We start from the raw sequence: 18,779 nt of genomic DNA, 5'->3' as shown, positions 1-18,779 counted from the left end.
GTGTGGGCGCTCGTCCGAGACACCCCGCCGCCGCCACGCGGCGCAGGGGTCCACCACAGTCCACCGAACCGGGGCCCGTACCTCGATGTCCGTGCACAGCCACCCGGCAGCCCACCGCGACGCTGCCACACCTGAGTTCCCGCGTCATGTCGTGACCGCGGTCCTCGTCTCCCACGACGGAGCCCGCTGGCTGCCCGACGCGCTCGCCGGGCTGCTCGGCCAGGAGCGCCCCGTCCAGTCCGTGATGGCCGCCGACACCGGCAGCTCGGACCACTCCGCCCAGCTCGTCGCCGACGCCCTCGGCGACGACCGCGTGCTCCACCTCGCCCGCCGCACCGGCTTCGGCCAGGCCGTCGAGGAGGCCAACCGCACGGCCCCCGTCCTCACCCCCGAGGAACTGCCCTACCTGAAGCGGCCCAGCGGCTGGGACCCCGTCACGCGCACCTGGCGCGACGACGCCTACGACCTGCCCGAACTGCCGTACGGCGAACCCGTGCAGTGGCTGTGGCTGCTGCACGACGACTGCGCCCCCGCACCGGACGCGCTCGCCGAACTGCTGCGCGTCGTGGACAACGAACTCGAACTCGGCCGGGACGACGTGGCCGTCGTCGGCCCCAAGCTGCGCGGCTGGTACGACCGCCGGGCGCTCCTCGAGGTCGGCGTCACCATCGCCCACTCCGGCCGCCGCTGGACCGGCCTGGACCGCCGCGAACAGGACCAGGGACAGCACGACCACGTGCGCCCCGTGCTGTCCGTCTCCTCCGCCGGCATGCTGATCCGCCGCGACGTCTTCGAGGAACTCGGCGGCTTCGACCGCCGGCTGCCCCTCATGCGCGACGACGTCGACCTGTGCTGGCGCGTCACCGCCGCCGGCCACCGCGTCCTCATCGCCCCCGAGGCCGTCGTACGGCACGCCGAGGCCGCCTCCCGCGAGCGCCGCGCCGTCGACTGCGCGGGCCGCACCACCGCCTCCCCGCACAAGGTCGACAAGGCCGGGGCCGTCTACACCCTCCTCGTCAACAGCCGTACGGCCGTGCTGCCGTGGATCCTGCTCCGGCTGGTCCTCGGCACCGTCGTGCGCACCCTCGCCTACCTCGTCGGCAAGGTCCCCGGCCAGGCCCTCGACGAGATCCGCGGCCTGCTCGGCACCCTGCTGCGTCCCGAGCGGATCATCGCCGGGCGCCGCAGCCGCGGCACACCGGTCGTCGACAAGGACGAACTGCGGCCCCTGTTCCCGCCGCCCGGCGCGACCGTGCGGGCCACCGTCGAACAGGTCGCGGGCAACCTCTTCGGCGCCTCCGACGCCGAGGCCCCCGGCGGCGCCGGCCGGCACGGCGGCGGCATCGAGTCCGGACCCGGCGGCGACGACGCCGACTTCCTGGAGATCGAGCAGTTCGCCCGCCTCAAGCGCATCGCCCGCAAGCCCGGCCCGGTGCTCTTCCTGATCCTGCTGTTCGTCTCCCTCGTCGCCTGCCGCAACCTCCTCGGCGGCGGCGCGCTCGCCGGCGGCGCCCTGCTGCCCGCCCCCGCCGACGCCTCCGAGCTGTGGTCGCGCTACGTCGACGCCTGGCATCCGGTCGGTGCGGGCGGCACCCCGTCCGCCCCGCCCTACCTCGCGATCATCGCCTCGCTGGCCACCCTGCTGCTCGGCTCGACCGGCCTCGCCCTCACCGTGCTGCTGGTCTGCTCGGTGCCGCTGGCCGGCCTCACCGCCTACTTCGCCTCCCGCCCGCTCGTGGAGTCCCGCCTCCTGCGCGCGTGGGCGGCCGTCGCCTATGCCTTCCTGCCCGCCGCCACCGGCGCCCTCGCCGGGGGCCGCGTCGGCACCGCCGTACTCGCCGTCCTGCTGCCGCTCATCGCCCGCGCGGGCATCGCCGCGAGCGGCCTCGCCAACAGCTCCGGCGCCCGCGGCAGTTGGCGCGCCACCTGGGCGTACGCGCTCCTGCTGACGGTCACCACCGCCTTCACCCCGATCGTCTGGCCGATCGCGCTCGTCCTCGGCCTCGCCGTCCTGGCCGTGCGCCGCACCGAACTCGCCGCCTACGGCGCCCGCTTCCTGGCCCAGCTCGGCACCCCCCTGCTGATTCTCGCGCCCTGGTCGCTGACCTTGCTGCCGACCGGCTTCTTCACCCAGGCCGGCCTCGACCACGGCGCCTCCACCGCGACCGCGCTCGATCTGCTCGCCGCCAGCCCCGGCGGCCCCGGCACGGTCGACGGACTGATGCTCATCGGCATCGTCCTGGCCGCGCTGGCCGCCCTGCTGCGCGGCCAGCGCCAGTCCGGGATCCGCACCGCCTGGGCCGTCGCCCTGATCGGCCTGGTCTTCGCGGCCCTGTCCAACGCCTCCACCTGGGCCGGTCCCGCCACCCTCGTCTACGGCATCGCCCTGCTGGCCGCCGCCGTCATCGGCGCCGACGGCGCCCGCGCGCGGGTCGCCGAACAGAGCTTCGGCTGGCGCCAGCCGGTCGCCGCCCTCATCGCCTTCGCCTCCGCCGCGGGCCCGCTGCTGCTGGCCGCCGGCTGGATGATCGGCGGCGCCGACGGCCCCCTGGAGCGCCGCGACCCGGTCCAGGTGCCCGCGTTCGTCGCCGAGGAGGCCGGCACCCGCGACCAGGCCCGCACCCTCGTCCTCGACAGCGACTCCACCGCCCGCGTCGGCTACATGCTGGTCCGCGGCTCCGGCGCCCGCCTCGGCGACGCCGAACTCGCCGCCGCGGACGGCGAGAACGCCACCCTCGACAAGGTCGTCGCCAACCTGGTCGCCGGCTCCGGCGCCGACCAGAGCGACGAACTGGGCAAGTTCGCCGTGCGCTACGTCCTCGTCCACAAGGGCGCGCCCCGCGAGGTCACGCGCGTCCTGGACGCCACCCCGGGCCTGAGCCGGCTCAGCCAGCAGGACGGCAGCGCCCTGTGGCGGCTCGACCAGGAGGTCTCCCGCGCGGGCATCGTCGCCGCCGACCGCGAGGGCACGCCGGTCCCGGTCGCCGCGGGCCCCGTCGAGATCCACACCACGATCCCGGACGGCACCGACGGCCGGATCCTGCGCCTGGCCGACACCGCCGCGGAGGGCTGGACCGCCACCCTGGACGGCACACCGCTCAAGCGCACCACCGTCGACGGCTGGGCCCAGGGCTTCGAACTCCCCGCCTCCGGCGGCAAGCTGGACGTCGTCTACGACGACCCGTTCACCCACACCGTCTGGCTGTGGACCCAGGGCTTCCTCGCCCTGGTCCTGGTCGTCCTCGCCCTGCCCGGCCGCCGCCGTGAGATCGACGACGACCTGCCCGAGGAGGCGCTCGTCCCCGCCCAGGCCACCGACGGCGAGGGCCGCCGCGCCCGCCGCCTGCGCGCCCAGGCCGAGGAGGCGGGGGAGGAGCCGGGAGACGCGTCCGATACCGGCCCGGTCACCGGCCCCGACCAGGACGGCGGCTTCCCCGGGGAGCCCGACACCCCGGTCGTGCTCCCGCAGCAGCAGTCCTACGCCGAGTGGGACCAGCCCGACCCCGTGAGCGCCGAGTACGGCGGCTACCCCGCCGAGCAGTACCAGGACGGCGCGCAGCAGTACCCGGCGGGCGGCTACGACCAGCAGTCCTACGACCCCTACCAGGCCGGCCAGTACGACCCGTACGCCTACGACGGCCAGGCCCGGCAGGCGCCGTACGAGCAGACGTACGGCTACGACCAGGGTCAGGGCCAGGGCTACGCCGACCAGGGCTACGACCAGCAGTCCTACGATCCCGCCTACGACCCGGCCCGGCAGGGCCGCGACCCGCACGGCAACGGCAGCGAGCGCCCCGACGGGAGCCAGCAGTGAACCGCACGACCCTCTCCCTGATCGCCGGCACGGCCGCGCTCGCCGCCGTCACCGGGTTCGCCGCCCTCAACCAGCCCGCGGCCGCCGGCCCGGACACCGCCAGGGCGGCCGCCGAACTGCCCGTGGAGCGCACGAGCCTGGTGTGCCCGGCGCCCAGCTCCTCCGACCTCGCGGAGACGGCGTACACGGCCTTCACGCCCGTCACGAAGGGCACGCAGGACAACGGCTCGGCCGAACTCCTGCCCGCCGGACAGGAGTCGACGGACACGGGCGACGAATCAGGCAAGGGCGACGAGGACGACAAGGGCGAGAAGGACGGCAAGGGCGGCAAGAAGAAGGCCGCCGAGAAGCCCCTCCTGACGCAGAAGGCGCCCGGCACCCCGGCCGTCGGAGAGACCACGGGCGGCGACGCGCCCGCGCTGCTCGGCACGGCCGAGGGGCAGTTCGCGCCCGGGTGGACCGTCCAGGCGACCACCGAGGTCGCCGCCGGCAGCGGCCGCGGCCTCCTGGGCGTCACCTGCACCCCGGCCGACACCGAGTTCTGGTTCCCCGGCGTCAGCACCGCCGCCGACCGCACCGACTACGTCCACCTCACCAACCCGGACGACTCCGCCGCCGTCGCCGACATCGAGCTGTACGGCAAGGACGGCGCCCTCCAGACCACGGTCGGCGAGGGCATCACCGTCCCGCCGAACTCCAGCGAGCCGGTCCTGCTGTCCACGCTCACCGACGAGAAGCAGGACGACGTCACCGTCCACGTGAACATCCGCAGCGGACGCGTCGGCGCCGCCGTGCAGGCCCTGGACGACAAGCTGGGCGGCGACTGGCTGGCCGCCTCCGCCGAGCCCGCGGGCAGCCTGGTGATCCCCGGCATCCCCAAGGACGCCACGGCCGTCCGTCTGATCGCCCACACGCCCGGCGACACCGACGCCGACCTGAAGGTGCAACTCGCCTCCCCCACCGGCCTGATCACCCCCGCCGGGCACGAGACGCTGCACATCAAGGGCGGCATGACGACCGCCGTCGACCTCGGCGACGTCACGCGCGGGGAGGCCGGTTCACTGATCCTCACGCCGGCGGACCGGTCGGTCCCGGTCGTCGCCGCCGTACGCGTCCTGCGCGGCAAGGGCGACGACCAGGAGTCGGCGTTCATCCCGGCCGCGGCCCCCGTCGGCACGCGCGCGTCCGCCGTCGACAACTCCGCCAAGGGCACCACCCTCTCCCTGACGGCCCCCCGCGGCACCGCCAAGGTCAAGGTCACGGCGTCCGCGGGCAGCGGCGGAGGCAAGGCCGCCTCCCAGACGTACACGATCAAGAAGGGCACCACCCAGGACGTCGAACTCCCCGTCCCCGACGGCCTGAAGGGCACCTACGCCCTCACCGTGGAGCCCCTCACCGACACCCCGGTCTACGCCGCCCGCACCCTGACGGCCACCCGGGAGGGCGTCCCGGGCTTCACCGTCCAGACCCTGCCCGACGACCGGGGCACGGTGGCGGTGCCGGAGGCCGACGAGGACGTGGCGGTGCTCCAGAAATAGCCAGACCCTCGGCCGCGCGGGGCACGCGGCGGCTAACTCGATCGGGGGACGCCGTCACTCGTAAGGGGGGTGGTGGCGGGGGTGGCGGTCAGTCCTCGCCGTAGCGGGGATCCACCGTCTCCGGGGTCAGCCCGAGCAGCTCCGCCACCTGCTCCACGACGACCTCGTGGACCAGCGCCGCCCGTTCGTCCCGCCCCTTGGTGCGGATCTCGACCGGCCGCCGGTAGACGACGACCCGCGCCCGCCGGCCGTCCCGCGCGGGCACGGTCCCGCCGAGCGGCACCGCCTCGTCGTTCCACGGCTCCCCGGCCGCGGCCGGCCGCGGCACCTCCAGCACCATGAAGTCGATCTCGCCGAGCTGCGGCCACCGCCGCTCCAGCCGCTCCACGGAGTCCTGCACCAGATCGGCGAACACCTCGGCACGACTGGCGGCCAACGGCACCTGCGGCGGCGCGATCGGCCCCCGCATGCCGCGGCCGTGACGATCGCGACGACGCGGCCCGGGGCCTGCGGCAGGGGGCGGTACGGGGTTGTCCATCACTGGTGCAGCCTAGACCCCGCCACGACCCGGCGACCGGCTCCACACCCCTGCCGGGCCGGACGGCCCCGGAGCACCCCGATACACCCCGCATGTCGCCGGATGACCATTCCGGCCAAGCTTGGGCTCGATTCCGTGTCCCTCCGGGACCGGCGAACTCGCGGCAATTGGTGAGGTTTGTACCAGGTGATGACCGGGCGGTGTGTTCTTCCTCCCGTTAATGACTGGTGTTCGCGCAGGTCAGCGGGGTATGACTGAGGAGGCGCGTGGGGCGTTTCACAACACGACACGGTGGAGTGACCTGGTGGAGAGTCGTCGCGGCCCGCTCAAGAGTGCGGTACCGTCCAACGTCGTGAGCCCTGTACGTCGCTGTTCGCGAACCGCCTGCGGCCGACCCGCCGTGGCGACGCTGACGTACGTCTACGCCGACTCGACCGCGGTCCTCGGCCCGCTCGCCACCTACGCCGAACCCCACTGCTACGACCTGTGCGCCGAGCACTCCGAGCGCCTCACCGCCCCGCGCGGCTGGGAGGTCGTCCGGCTCCTCGACGGCTCGGCCCCCGCCCGCCCCAGCGGTGACGACCTGGAAGCGCTCGCCAACGCCGTCCGCGAGGCCGCCCGCCCCCAGGAGCGGCGCGCCGGAGCGGCCGGTGGCGGCCGCGGCGCCGACCCGATGGAAGTCGCCCGCCGCGGACACCTGCGCGTCCTGCGCTCCCCGGACAACTGACGCCACCACGTCGCTCTCCCCGCCGCACCCGCCTCCGATGACTGCGCGCAGGTTACTTCTGTGGGTCCACTCGGCGGACTCACAGCGCCTCCTGAACCGTTCCGGGTAGTTTGTGGCGACGTGAACAGGACTTCCAGGAAGGTCGGCCCGTGGCTGTAGATCTGTCGCAGATCGTGAAGGCGTACGACGTGCGCGGGGTGGTCCCGGACCAGTGGGACGAGTCGCTCGCCGAACTCTTCGGCGCGGCCTTCGCCCAGGTCACCGGTGCCGCCGCGATCGTCGTCGGCCACGACATGCGCCCCTCCTCGCCCGGCCTGACCAGCGCCTTCGCGCGCGGCGCGGCCGCCCTCGGCGTCGACGTCACCGAGATCGGCCTGTGCTCCACGGACCAGCTCTACTACGCCTCCGGCGCCCTGAACCTGCCCGGCGCCATGTTCACGGCCTCGCACAACCCCGCTCAGTACAACGGCATCAAGCTGTGCCGCGCCGGCGCGGCCCCCGTCGGCCAGGACACCGGCCTCACCGAGATCCGCGAGCTGGTCGAGCGCTGGAGCGAGACCGGCGCCCCCGAACCGGCCGCCGTACCGGGAACCGTTACCCGCGCCGACACGTTGAACGACTACGCGGAACACCTGCGCTCCCTGGTCGACCTCACCTCCATCCGCCCCCTGAAGGTCGTGGTCGACGCGGGCAACGGCATGGGCGGCCACACCGTCCCCACGGTCCTCGACGGCCTCCCCCTGACCGTCGTCCCGATGTACTTCGAACTCGACGGCACCTTCCCCAACCACGAGGCCAACCCGCTCGACCCGGCCAACCTCGTGGACCTCCAGAAGCGTGTGAGCGAGGAGTCCGCCGACCTCGGTCTCGCCTTCGACGGCGACGCGGACCGCTGCTTCGTCGTCGACCAGCGCGGCGAGCCCGTCTCCCCGTCCGCGATCACCGCCCTCGTCGCCGCCCGCGAACTGGCCCGGAACGGCGGCACCGGCACGATCATCCACAACCTGATCACCTCCTGGAGCGTCCCCGAGGTCGTGCGCGAGCACGGCGGCACCCCGGTCCGCACCCGCGTCGGCCACTCCTTCATCAAGGCCGAGATGGCCACCTCCGGCGCGATCTTCGGCGGCGAGCACTCCGCGCACTACTACTTCAAGGACTTCTGGAACGCCGACACGGGCATGCTGGCCGCCCTGCACGTCCTCGCGGCACTGGGCGGCCAGGACGGCCCGCTCTCCGCCCTGGTCGCCGCGTACGACCGCTACACCGGCTCCGGCGAGATCAACTCCACCGTCGCCGACCAGGCCGACCGCATCGCCGCGATCAAGGCCGCCTACGCCGACCGCCCCGACGTCACCCTCGACGAGCTGGACGGCCTCACGGTCACCTCGACGGACTGGTGGTTCAACGTCCGCCCGTCCAACACGGAACCCCTGCTCCGCCTCAACGCCGAGGGCCGTGACGAGCCCACCATGGCCAAGATCCGCGACGAGGCACTGGCGATCATCAGGGCGTGAGGGCGTGCGGGATGGGGGGCCGACCCGACCCCCCACACCCGCTGCCGCCCGGCGGTACGCTGACCAGGCACATCCGCATACCCGCACACCCCCTGACCGCCACCCCGAAGGGACACCCCATGCCGCTCGAAGCCGGCCTCCTGGAGATCCTCGCCTGCCCGGCCTGCCACGCCCCGCTCGAGGAGCAGGACGCCGAGCTGATCTGCACGGGACAGGACTGCGGTCTGGCGTACCCCGTCCGCGACGGCATCCCCGTCCTCCTCGTCGACGAGGCCCGTCGTCCCGCGTAACCCGTGACCGGGCCGCGGCCATCCGCGTTCGTCCCCCGAACAACCCCCGGTGATCGGAGACTTCCGCCATGCTCGACGACTCGCTGCTCGACACGCCGGAGGCCCTCGCCGAGGCCGACCGCCGCGCCCTCCTGCGCGGCGCGGCCGAAGCGGGCGCGCGCGTCCGCACCGCCGCCCGCCTGGCCGCCGAGGCCGGTGTCCACGAACTCAAGCCGGACGGCCGCCCCCGCGCCATCCTGATCGCCGGCCCCGGCGCCGCCGCCACCTGCGTCGCCGACCTCCTCGGCACCCTCGCCGGCGCCGCCTGCCCGGTCATCCGCCTCGCCCCCACCGGCGTGGCCCCCGCCGCCGGCGCCCTGCGCTGGGAACTCCCCGGCTGGGCCGGCTCCGTGGACCTCCTCCTCATCGCCACCCCGGACGGCACCGAGCCCGGCCTCTCCCTCCTCGCCGAGCAGGCGTACCGCCGCGGCTGCACCGTCGCCGCCGTGGCCCCGGCCGGCACCCCGCTCACCGAGGCGGCCGTCGCCGCGCACGGCCTCTTCGTACCGCTCGCGACAGCGCCGTACGAACAGGACGAGCAGCCGCCCGTCGCCGCCTCCGCGCCCGGCGTGCTGTGGGCCCTGCTCACGCCCCTCCTCGCGCTCCTCGACCGCATCGCGCTGCTGTCCGCCCCGGCCGACGCGCTGGAGAAGGTCGCCGACCGCCTCGACCAGGTCGCCGAACGCTGCGGCCCCGCCGTCGCCACGTACAGCAACCCGGCGAAGACCCTCGCCGCCGAACTCGCCGACGCCCTCCCGGTGATCTGGACCGAGGGCGTCTCCGCGGGACCCGCGGGCCGCCGCTTCGCCGCCGCCCTCGCCGAACTCGCCGGACGCCCCGCCGTCGTCGCCGAACTCCCCGAGGCCCTCGCCGAGCACAACGCCCTGCTCGCCGGCCCCCTCGCCGCCAGCGCCGACCCCGACGACTTCTTCCGCGACCGCGTCGAGGAAGCCCCCGCCCTGCACGCGCGCGTGGTGCTCCTGCGCGACCGCCCCCTCGGCGGCCTCACCGCCGCCCCCTCCGCACGCGAGCTGGCCCTCAGCCACGACACACCGATCAGCGAACTCGAACCCGAGGACGGCGACGAACTCGTCACCCTCGCCGAACTGATCGCCACCACCGATTTCGCCGCCGTTTACCTGGCGCTCGCCACCCAGAGCTGACACTCAGACAGACACAGATGTAGAGACAGACAGGCAGGCACAGAACCCGATGGACCGCCTCGACAACACCGTCCGCCCCTACGCCTGGGGCTCCCCGACCGCGATCCCGCACCTGCTCGGCACCGAGCCGACCGGCGAACCGCAGGCGGAGATGTGGATGGGCGCCCACCCCGGAGCACCCTCCCGCACCCCCCGGGGCACCCTCGTCGAGATCATCGAGCGCGACCCGCGGCACGCGCTCGGCGCGGCGGCCGTCGACAGGTTCGGCCCCCGCCTGCCGTTCCTCCTCAAGCTCCTCGCCGCCAGCGCCCCCCTCTCCCTCCAGGTCCACCCCGACCTCACCCAGGCCAAGGAGGGCTACGAGGACGAGGAACGCCGCGGCATCCCGCTCGACGCCCCGCACCGCAACTACAAGGACGCCAACCACAAGCCCGAACTCATCTGCGCGCTCACCGAGTTCGACGGCCTGTGCGGCTTCCGCGACCCGCTGCGGGCCGCCGACCTCCTCGACGGCCTCGGCGTCGACTCCCTCAAGCCCTACGTCGACCTCCTGCACGCCCGCCCCGAGGAGGCGGCCCTGCGCGAGGTCCTCACCGCGATCCTCAGCGCCGACCCCGACGAGATGGCGGCCACCGTCAGCGCCGCCGCGGCCGCCTGCGACCGCCTCGGCGGCGACTACGCCCCCTACGCCGGCATCGCCCACCACTACCCCGGCGACCCCGGCGTCATCGCCGCCATGCTCCTCAACCACGTCCGGCTCCAGCCCGGCGAGGCCCTGTTCCTCGGCGCCGGCGTCCCGCACGCCTACCTCGACGGCCTCGGCGTGGAGATCATGGCCAACTCCGACAACGTCCTGCGCTGCGGCCTCACCCCCAAGCACGTCGACGTCCCCGAACTCCTGCGCATCGTCCGCTTCGAACCCGGCGACCCCGGCATCCTGCGCCCTGAGGCGTCCCCCGACGGCGAAGAGGTCTACGAGACCCCCATCGACGAGTTCCGCCTCTCCCGGTACGTCCTCCCCGAGGGCGGCGGCACCCACGACCTCACCCGCTCCACCCCGCAGATCCTGCTCTGCACCGCCGGCACCGTACGGACCGGAGACCTCGAACTGGCGCCCGGCCAGTCGGTCTTCGTCCCCGCGGGCGAGCACACGCGTGTGTCCGGAGCGGGCACCCTCTTCCGGGCCACTGTGATGGTCTGACCGGCCCTGTGGACACCTGACACACCATCGCCGCGCCGTGCTGCAAGAATGACCCACCGGCAAAGGCCGGGCAAAGGCCCGCACGGCGAACCGGCGGTTCGAAGGCGAAGGGACAACGCGGACACATGAGCGCGTCAGGCGGCACCAAAGCGATCGTGGCGGCACTCGCCGCCAACCTCGCGATCGCGGTATCGAAGTTCGTGGCGTTCGCCTTCAGCGGCTCGTCGTCGATGCTCGCCGAAGGCGTGCACTCGCTCGCCGACTCCGGCAACCAGGCACTCCTCCTGGTCGGCGGCAAGAAGGCCCAGCGCGAAGCCACCCCCCAACACCCCTTCGGCTACGGCCGCGAACGCTACATCTACGCCTTCCTCGTCTCCATCGTCCTCTTCTCCGTCGGCGGCATGTTCGCCATCTACGAGGGCTACGAGAAGATCAAGCACCCGCACGAGATCGAGCACTGGTACTGGCCGGTCGGCGTCCTCGTCTTCGCGATCATCGCCGAGAGCTTCTCCTTCCGCACCGCCATCAAGGAGTCCAACCCGCTGCGCGGCGACCACTCCTGGACCGAGTTCGTCCGCCGCGCCAAGGCACCCGAACTGCCCGTCGTCCTCCTGGAAGACCTCGGCGCCCTCGTCGGCCTGATCCTCGCCCTCGGCGGCGTCGGCATCGCCCTCCTCACCGGCGACGGCGTCTGGGACGGCATCGGCACCGTCTGCATCGGTGTCCTCCTCGTCCTCATCGCCCTCGTCCTCGCCGCCGAGACCAAGTCCCTCCTCCTCGGCGAGGCCGCCGGCACGGACGAGGTCCGCAAGATCGAGACCGCCATCGTCGACGGCGACACCGTCACCCGCGTCATCCACATGCGCACCCTCCACCTCGGCCCCGAGGAACTCCTCGTCGCCGCCAAGATCGCCGTCCGGCACGACGACACCGCGACCGAGATCGCCACCGCCATCGACGCCGCCGAGGCCCGTATCCGCGAGGCCGTCCCCATCGCCCGCGTCATCTACCTCGAACCCGACATCTACAGCGAGACCGAGGCGGCCAAGGGCCCCGACCCCGCCGCCACCCCCGGCGGCCCGGTCCAGCCCTCCACCGACCACTGACCTGCACCTCCTCCCCGACGGGGCCCGCCGCACCACCGGCAGGGCCCCGTCGCCGTTCGCCTCACCGTCCGTGATCGGCGCGATCTGATCCCCGGTGGACTGGGGCCGCCCGCCGCCTCCGGTGTAGCTTGGAACGGAGCCAGACGTCGCTGCTGATGGCGGTCGGGCGGTCCCACGCGGACCGACCGAGGGAGAGAGGGCCTCCGACGGACTGCGCTGCGCGCACCGAGGGCACACCCGTGTCCTCAGCAGGGCACCCCTGTGTCCGCCGCCGCGCAGAACAGCCGTACCCACACCTCGACCCAACCTCCGAGGAGCAGCTCACCATGACGACTGTCGACAGCCGACAGGACTTCAAGGTCGCCGATCTCTCCCTGGCCGCGTTCGGCCGCAAGGAGATCACCCTGGCCGAGCACGAGATGCCCGGCCTGATGTCGATCCGCAAGGAATTCGCCGCCGCCCAGCCGCTGGCCGGCGCCCGCATCATGGGCTCGCTGCACATGACCGTGCAGACCGCCGTCCTCATCGAGACCCTGGTCGCCCTGGGCGCCGAGGTCCGCTGGGTGTCCTGCAACATCTTCTCCACCCAGGACCACGCGGCCGCCGCCGTCGCGGTCGGCCCCCACGGCACGCCCGAGAACCCGCAGGGCGTCCCGGTCTTCGCCTGGAAGGGCGAGACGCTGGAGGAGTACTGGTGGTGCACGGAGCAGGCGCTGACCTGGCCGAACAGCCCCACCGGCGGCCCGAACATGATCCTGGACGACGGCGGTGACGCCACCCTCCTCGTCCACAAGGGCGTCCAGTACGAGAAGGAGGGCAAGGTCCCCTCGGTCGACACCGCCGAGAACGAGGAGCACCGGGTCATCCTCGAACTCCTCAACCGCACCATCACCGACGGCTCCCAGAAGTGGACCCAGCTCGCCTCGGAGATCCGCGGCGTGACCGAGGAGACCACGACGGGCGTCCACCGCCTGTACGAGATGCAGCGCGACGGCGAACTCCTCTTCCCGGCGATCAACGTCAACGACGCGGTCACCAAGTCGAAGTTCGACAACAAGTACGGCTGCCGCCACTCCCTCATCGACGGCATCAACCGCGCCACCGACGTCCTCATCGGCGGCAAGACCGCCGTCGTCTTCGGCTACGGCGACGTCGGCAAGGGCTGCGCCGAGTCCCTGCGCGGCCAGGGCGCCCGCGTCATCGTCACCGAGATCGACCCCATCTGCGCCCTCCAGGCCGCGATGGACGGCTACCAGGTCACGACCCTCGACGAGGTCGTCGACAAGGCCGACATCTTCATCACCACGACCGGCAACAAGGACATCATCATGGCCTCCGACATGGCCAAGATGAAGCACCAGGCCATCGTCGGCAACATCGGCCACTTCGACAACGAGATCGACATGGCCGGCCTCGCCAAGACCCCCGGCATCGTCAAGGACGAGGTCAAGCCGCAGGTCCACACCTGGACCTACCCCGACGGCAAGGTCCTCATCGTCCTCTCCGAGGGCCGCCTGCTGAACCTGGGCAACGCCACCGGCCACCCGTCCTTCGTGATGTCCAACTCCTTCGCGGACCAGACCCTGGCCCAGATCGAGCTGTTCACCAAGCCCGACGAGTACCCGACCGGCGTGTACACCCTGCCCAAGCACCTGGACGAGAAGGTCGCCCGCCTCCACCTGGACGCGCTCGGCGTCAAGCTGACGACCCTCAGCCCGGAGCAGGCCGCCTACATCGGCGTCGAGGTCGAAGGCCCCTACAAGTCGGACCACTACCGCTACTGAGCCGCGACCGGCTACTGACCACCGGCTCCGCCCCTGAGCGCACAGCCGCAGGAGCAGCACCCGGCGTCACCGCAGAGACAGGCCCCCGCACCCCCGTGCCGGGGGCCTGTCCCTTCGGCCGCCGACCGGACCACCGCGGCGCCCGACCAGCCCGTCACACCCCAGGACCCCCATGCCCCGCGGCCGCTATTCGCTCCACGATCCGCACGATCACACCCCCCTCTCCCACGAGCACTTCCACTGCGCCCCCGGCCCCTCCGGCTGGCGCTACGTCTCCCAGCTCACCACCCCCACCGGCGATCACACCGGCTCCGTCGACCTCACCCTCGACGAACTCGGCCGCCCCCTCCGCCTCGAACTCCACGCGAGCGCCTGGCAGGTCCGCGGCGCCGCCCTGGACGGCGTCACCTGGGTCCGCACCGACCCCACCGGCACCCACGCCACCGAAGGCAACGTCCCCGCCCACGCCTTCAGCGGCACATCCCCCGCCTTCCTCATCGCCACCACCCGACTCCTGCGCCTCACCCCCTCCGCCCCGGCGACCCGGGTACGCCTCGTCACCTTCACCGATCCGGTCCTCGCCCCCCGCACCGAGGACCAGTCCTGGGCCCTGCTGAAGAGAGAAGCACACGCCACTGACAACGGCCCCCTGACCGTGGACGAATACCAGGTCACAGCCCTCGACACCGGCGAACGGCACACGGTCCACATCACCGGCGACGTCGTCCTCGCGGCCCCCGGCATCGAACTCGAAGACCTCGACACACCCCCGTCGAGCTTCCCCGACCGAACCTGACCGGGCCCGGCCCTACGCCGGAGGCGCGAACCCCGTACCGGCCGCCCGCTCCTCACCCTCGTCCGGCCGGACCTCCTGCGCGGGTGGCGCTACGGGCGCTGGTCCGTAAGAAGCGGGTGGGCCGTAGGCAGGCATGGGAGCAGTGGCCATGGGAGCAGAGGGCAGAGGAGCAGCAGGCACCGGAGGCTGCGGGGCCGACATCCCGCCCGGCGTACCGGCGAACACCCGCCGCGCCTCCCGGACCTGCCGCTCCTGCAACACCGCCGCCAGATACGGAGCAGCCGGCACCCCCGGAGGCACCGGCGTCCCCGTACGCTCCGCCAGATCACCGGCCAGCCGCTCCGCCATCGCCCGGCCGATCTGCGGATCGAGCTGGTTCATCCGCCCCAGGTACTGCCGGATCGCCAGCCACAGCCCGTCCGGCACCGCCGACAGATCCAGCCCCTGGAACCGCCCCGCCAACCACGGCGGAGGCGGCGGCACGAACCCCGACCGGCCCCCCGGCACCCGCTCACGCACCACCAGCGTCCCCGCGAAGACATCACCGAGCCGCCGCCCCCGCGCCGACACCAGCGAGGCGATACACGCGACGACCCCGAGCGTCAGCAGGATCTCCACCACACCCAGAGCACCCCGCACCAGCGCGTGCCGGAACCGGATCGGCCCCCCGTCGTCCCGCACCACCCGCAGCCCGCACGCCATCTTCCCCAGCGACCGTCCGTGGCTCAGCGTCTCCACCGCGATCGGCCCGCCCACCAGCACCAGCAGGAACGTCGCGATCGACACCGCCATCTGCGCCGCCTCGTCCAGGGACGCCGTCGCCGCCAGCAGCGCGAGACTCACGACCATGTAGGCCACCAGCGTCACCGCCAGGTCCAGCAACGTGGCCATCCCCCGGCTGGGCAGCCTGGCAGGCCGCAGCTCCAATGCCACGGCCTCGCCCGTCACCAGCTCACTCACGCCCGTCGTCCCTTCCCTGGCCCACCCCGAGAACCGCCAGTCTGCCAAGCTGAGCGCACTTCGCGCCCCAGTAGGACAAGCTGACACCATCACCGGCCGCCGACGACCAGCCGAGGAGCAGGCACACCGATGGACCTCGACGTCTTCGTCTCCGCCCACCGAGCCGAATGGGACCGCCTCGACGACCTCCTACGGCGCCGACGCAGCCTGACCGGCGCGGAGACGGACGAACTGGTCACCCTCTACCAGCGCACGGCCACCCATCTCTCCCTGATCCAGTCCAGCGCCCCCGACCCGCAGCTCACCGGCCGGCTCAGCCAGCTCGTGGCACGCGCGCGTAGTGCCGTGACAGGGACCCGCCGCGCCTCCTGGCGCGATGTGACCCGCTTCCTCACCCAGGGCTTCCCCGCCGCGGTCTACCGATCGCGCCACTGGTGGGTCCCCACCGCACTCGTCTCCACCGCCGTCGCCGCACTCCTGGGCTGGTGGATCGGCACCCACCCGGAAGTACAGGCGTCCATAGCGGCCCCCGACGAACTCCGTGAGCTGACCCGGCCCGGCGGTCAGTACGAGACGTACTACTCCAGCCACCCGGCCGCGTCCTTCGCCGCCCAGGTCTGGACGAACAACGCACAGGCCGCCGCGATGTGCCTGGTCTTCGGCGTCTTCCTCGGCCTTCCGGTCCTGTGGATCCTGTTCCAGAACATGCTCAACCTCGGTGTCGGCTTCGGCCTCATGTCCTCGGCCGGCCGCCTGGACACCTTCCTCGGCCTGGTCCTCCCGCACGGCCTGCTCGAACTCACCGCGGTGTTCGTCGCCGCCGGCACCGGACTACGACTCGGCTGGACCGTCATCGACCCCGGCCCCCGCTCCCGCCGTACCGCGCTCGCCGAAGAAGGCCGCGCCGCGGTCGGCATGGCCATCGGCCTGGCCCTGGTCCTCTTCGTCTCCGGCGCCATCGAAGGCTTCGTCACCCCCTCCGGCCTGCCCACCTGGGCCCGCATCACCATCGGCGTCGCAGCCGAGCTGCTGTTCCTCGCGTACGTGTACGTCGTCGGCGGCCGGGCCGCCCGAGCCGGCGACACGGGCGACCTCGAAGCCGCCGAGCGCAGCGCGACCGTGCCGACGGCCGCCTGATGTGCGGATGCCGCCGTTGAGCTGCTAGTCTCCTCTTCGCCCCGCAAAAACCGTTGACACGGAGTGCGCGGGGAGGTAGATTCGAACAGTTGCCTGGAACTGGGATTGACCGGTCGGCAACCGTGAGAAACTATCGGCATCTCGGAACTTCAATTCCGCAGAGCCCCCCGATCGCATCGGAAAGCGAAACGCCGGTCAGACCGGCTCGAAACTTCTGATAAAGTCGGGTCCGCCGGAAAGGAAACCGCGAAACAAAAGCGGGAACCTGGAAAGCACCGAGGAAATCGGATCGAGAAAAGGTCTGATAGAGTCGGAGACGCAAGACCGAAGGGAAACTGCCCGGAGGAAAGCCTGAGAGAGTCTCTCGGGTGAGTACAAAGGAAGCGTCCGTTCCTTGAGAACTCAACAGCGTGCCAAAAATCAACGCCAGATATGTTGATACCCCGTCCATGGCAGTGATAGCCGTGGATGAGGTTCCTTTGAAACAAAACACAGCGAGGACGCTGGATGCGAGGGGATCATTCCTCCTCTCGTTCCGCTCTCGTGCGTGTTGTCCCGATCACGGGAAAACATTCACGGAGAGTTTGATCCTGGCTCAGGACGAACGCTGGCGGCGTGCTTAACACATGCAAGTCGAACGATGAAGCCCTTCGGGGTGGATTAGTGGCGAACGGGTGAGTAACACGTGGGCAATCTGCCCTGCACTCTGGGACAAGCCCTGGAAACGGGGTCTAATACCGGATATCACTCTTGCAGGCATCTGTGAGGGTCGAAAGCTCCGGCGGTGCAGGATGAGCCCGCGGCCTATCAGCTTGTTGGTGAGGTAATGGCTCACCAAGGCGACGACGGGTAGCCGGCCTGAGAGGGCGACCGGCCACACTGGGACTGAGACACGGCCCAGACTCCTACGGGAGGCAGCAGTGGGGAATATTGCACAATGGGCGAAAGCCTGATGCAGCGACGCCGCGTGAGGGATGACGGCCTTCGGGTTGTAAACCTCTTTCAGCAGGGAAGAAGCGAAAGTGACGGTACCTGCAGAAGAAGCGCCGGCTAACTACGTGCCAGCAGCCGCGGTAATACGTAGGGCGCAAGCGTTGTCCGGAATTATTGGGCGTAAAGAGCTCGTAGGCGGCTTGTCACGTCGGGTGTGAAAGCCCGGGGCTTAACCCCGGGTCTGCATTCGATACGGGCTAGCTAGAGTGTGGTAGGGGAGATCGGAATTCCTGGTGTAGCGGTGAAATGCGCAGATATCAGGAGGAACACCGGTGGCGAAGGCGGATCTCTGGGCCATTACTGACGCTGAGGAGCGAAAGCGTGGGGAGCGAACAGGATTAGATACCCTGGTAGTCCACGCCGTAAACGGTGGGAACTAGGTGTTGGCGACATTCCACGTCGTCGGTGCCGCAGCTAACGCATTAAGTTCCCCGCCTGGGGAGTACGGCCGCAAGGCTAAAACTCAAAGGAATTGACGGGGGCCCGCACAAGCAGCGGAGCATGTGGCTTAATTCGACGCAACGCGAAGAACCTTACCAAGGCTTGACATACACCGGAAACGGCCAGAGATGGTCGCCCCCTTGTGGTCGGTGTACAGGTGGTGCATGGCTGTCGTCAGCTCGTGTCGTGAGATGTTGGGTTAAGTCCCGCAACGAGCGCAACCCTTGTTCTGTGTTGCCAGCATGTCCTTCGGGATGATGGGGACTCACAGGAGACCGCCGGGGTCAACTCGGAGGAAGGTGGGGACGACGTCAAGTCATCATGCCCCTTATGTCTTGGGCTGCACACGTGCTACAATGGCCGGTACAAAGAGCAGCGATACCGTGAGGTGGAGCGAATCTCAAAAAGCCGGTCTCAGTTCGGATTGGGGTCTGCAACTCGACCCCATGAAGTCGGAGTTGCTAGTAATCGCAGATCAGCATTGCTGCGGTGAATACGTTCCCGGGCCTTGTACACACCGCCCGTCACGTCACGAAAGTCGGTAACACCCGAAGCCGGTGGCCCAACCCCTTGTGGGAGGGAGCTGTCGAAGGTGGGACTGGCGATTGGGACGAAGTCGTAACAAGGTAGCCGTACCGGAAGGTGCGGCTGGATCACCTCCTTTCTAAGGAGCACAGTACCGATTGCAGGCAAATGTTCTGCACGGTCAGCTCATGGGTGGAACGTTGATTATTCGGT

Annotated in this window: 13 protein-coding genes and 1 rRNA gene; 12 read left to right on the top strand and 2 right to left on the bottom strand. The window is 71.2% G+C overall.

Going from position 1 to position 18,779, the window contains the following annotated elements; all coding sequences use genetic code 11:
• Positions 1 to 85 precede the first annotated feature (85 nt).
• Both AFM16_RS15820 and AFM16_RS15815 read left to right on the top strand, forming a co-directional pair.
• Positions 86 to 3,814, top strand: coding sequence for a glycosyltransferase (locus AFM16_RS15820; RefSeq protein WP_078633692.1), 3,729 nt, complete (start codon positions 86 to 88; stop codon positions 3,812 to 3,814).
• A complete protein-coding gene (locus AFM16_RS15815) occupies positions 3,811 to 5,352 on the top strand; it encodes a DUF5719 family protein (RefSeq protein ID WP_078633691.1) in 1,542 nt (513 codons plus the stop codon). Before AFM16_RS15820 ends, AFM16_RS15815 begins: the two co-directional genes overlap by 4 nt.
• 88 nt (positions 5,353 to 5,440) lie before the next feature.
• On the opposite strand, the gene AFM16_RS15810 is transcribed toward AFM16_RS15815, so the two are convergent.
• The gene (locus tag AFM16_RS15810) at positions 5,441 to 5,890 is read right to left on the bottom strand and encodes a metallopeptidase family protein (protein WP_078633690.1); all 450 of its coding nucleotides are present in this window, start codon (positions 5,888 to 5,890) and stop codon (positions 5,441 to 5,443) included.
• Positions 5,891 to 6,194: 304 nt separating this feature from the next.
• On the opposite strand from AFM16_RS15810, the gene AFM16_RS15805 reads away from it, so the two are divergent.
• The 8 genes from AFM16_RS15805 to AFM16_RS15765 all read left to right on the top strand — a co-directional run bounded on the left by AFM16_RS15805 (position 6,195) and on the right by AFM16_RS15765 (position 14,510).
• Positions 6,195 to 6,617, top strand: coding sequence for a DUF3499 domain-containing protein (locus AFM16_RS15805; RefSeq protein ID WP_030792877.1), 423 nt, complete (start codon positions 6,195 to 6,197; stop codon positions 6,615 to 6,617).
• A 149-nt stretch (positions 6,618 to 6,766) separates the two neighbouring features.
• The gene (locus AFM16_RS15800; RefSeq protein WP_078633689.1) at positions 6,767 to 8,131 is read left to right on the top strand and encodes a phosphomannomutase/phosphoglucomutase; all 1,365 of its coding nucleotides are present in this window, start codon (positions 6,767 to 6,769) and stop codon (positions 8,129 to 8,131) included.
• A 119-nt stretch (positions 8,132 to 8,250) separates the two neighbouring features.
• Positions 8,251 to 8,421: a Trm112 family protein gene (locus AFM16_RS15795; RefSeq protein ID WP_078633688.1), complete on the top strand. Its 171-nt coding sequence runs from the start codon at positions 8,251 to 8,253 to the stop codon at positions 8,419 to 8,421.
• 68 nt (positions 8,422 to 8,489) lie between these two features.
• Positions 8,490 to 9,623: an SIS domain-containing protein gene (locus AFM16_RS15790; RefSeq protein WP_078633687.1), complete on the top strand. Its 1,134-nt coding sequence runs from the start codon at positions 8,490 to 8,492 to the stop codon at positions 9,621 to 9,623.
• Positions 9,624 to 9,672: 49 nt separating this feature from the next.
• Complete coding sequence (gene manA, locus AFM16_RS15785) at positions 9,673 to 10,824, top strand: mannose-6-phosphate isomerase, class I (protein WP_078633686.1); 1,152 nt, start codon at positions 9,673 to 9,675, stop codon at positions 10,822 to 10,824.
• A gap of 125 nt (positions 10,825 to 10,949) precedes the next feature.
• A complete protein-coding gene (locus AFM16_RS15780) occupies positions 10,950 to 11,930 on the top strand; it encodes a cation diffusion facilitator family transporter (RefSeq protein ID WP_030792889.1) in 981 nt (326 codons plus the stop codon).
• A 326-nt stretch (positions 11,931 to 12,256) separates the two neighbouring features.
• Entirely contained in the window at positions 12,257 to 13,714 is a 1,458-nt protein-coding gene (gene ahcY / locus AFM16_RS15770) for an adenosylhomocysteinase (protein ID WP_078633684.1), read from the top strand.
• A 172-nt stretch (positions 13,715 to 13,886) separates the two neighbouring features.
• Positions 13,887 to 14,510: a hypothetical protein gene (locus AFM16_RS15765; RefSeq protein ID WP_030792896.1), complete on the top strand. Its 624-nt coding sequence runs from the start codon at positions 13,887 to 13,889 to the stop codon at positions 14,508 to 14,510.
• A 12-nt stretch (positions 14,511 to 14,522) separates the two neighbouring features.
• Here AFM16_RS15765 and AFM16_RS15760 read toward each other — a convergent pair whose 3' ends face one another.
• Positions 14,523 to 15,470, bottom strand: coding sequence for an RDD family protein (locus tag AFM16_RS15760; RefSeq protein ID WP_078633683.1), 948 nt, complete (start codon positions 15,468 to 15,470; stop codon positions 14,523 to 14,525).
• A 129-nt stretch (positions 15,471 to 15,599) separates the two neighbouring features.
• Between AFM16_RS15760 and AFM16_RS15755 the strand changes: the two genes are divergently transcribed.
• Both AFM16_RS15755 and AFM16_RS15745 read left to right on the top strand, forming a co-directional pair.
• Positions 15,600 to 16,607, top strand: coding sequence for a stage II sporulation protein M (locus AFM16_RS15755; protein ID WP_030792902.1), 1,008 nt, complete (start codon positions 15,600 to 15,602; stop codon positions 16,605 to 16,607).
• Positions 16,608 to 17,179: 572 nt separating this feature from the next.
• Positions 17,180 to 18,705, top strand: a 16S ribosomal RNA gene (locus tag AFM16_RS15745).
• The last annotated feature ends 74 nt before the right edge of the window (positions 18,706 to 18,779 follow it).

The sequence above is a fragment of the Streptomyces antibioticus genome (genome assembly GCF_002019855.1).
Taxonomy (GTDB): Bacteria; Actinomycetota; Actinomycetes; order Streptomycetales; family Streptomycetaceae; genus Streptomyces; species Streptomyces antibioticus_B.
Note: the sequence above shows the minus strand (reverse complement) of the source record. Positions and strands in the feature narration are given on the sequence as shown.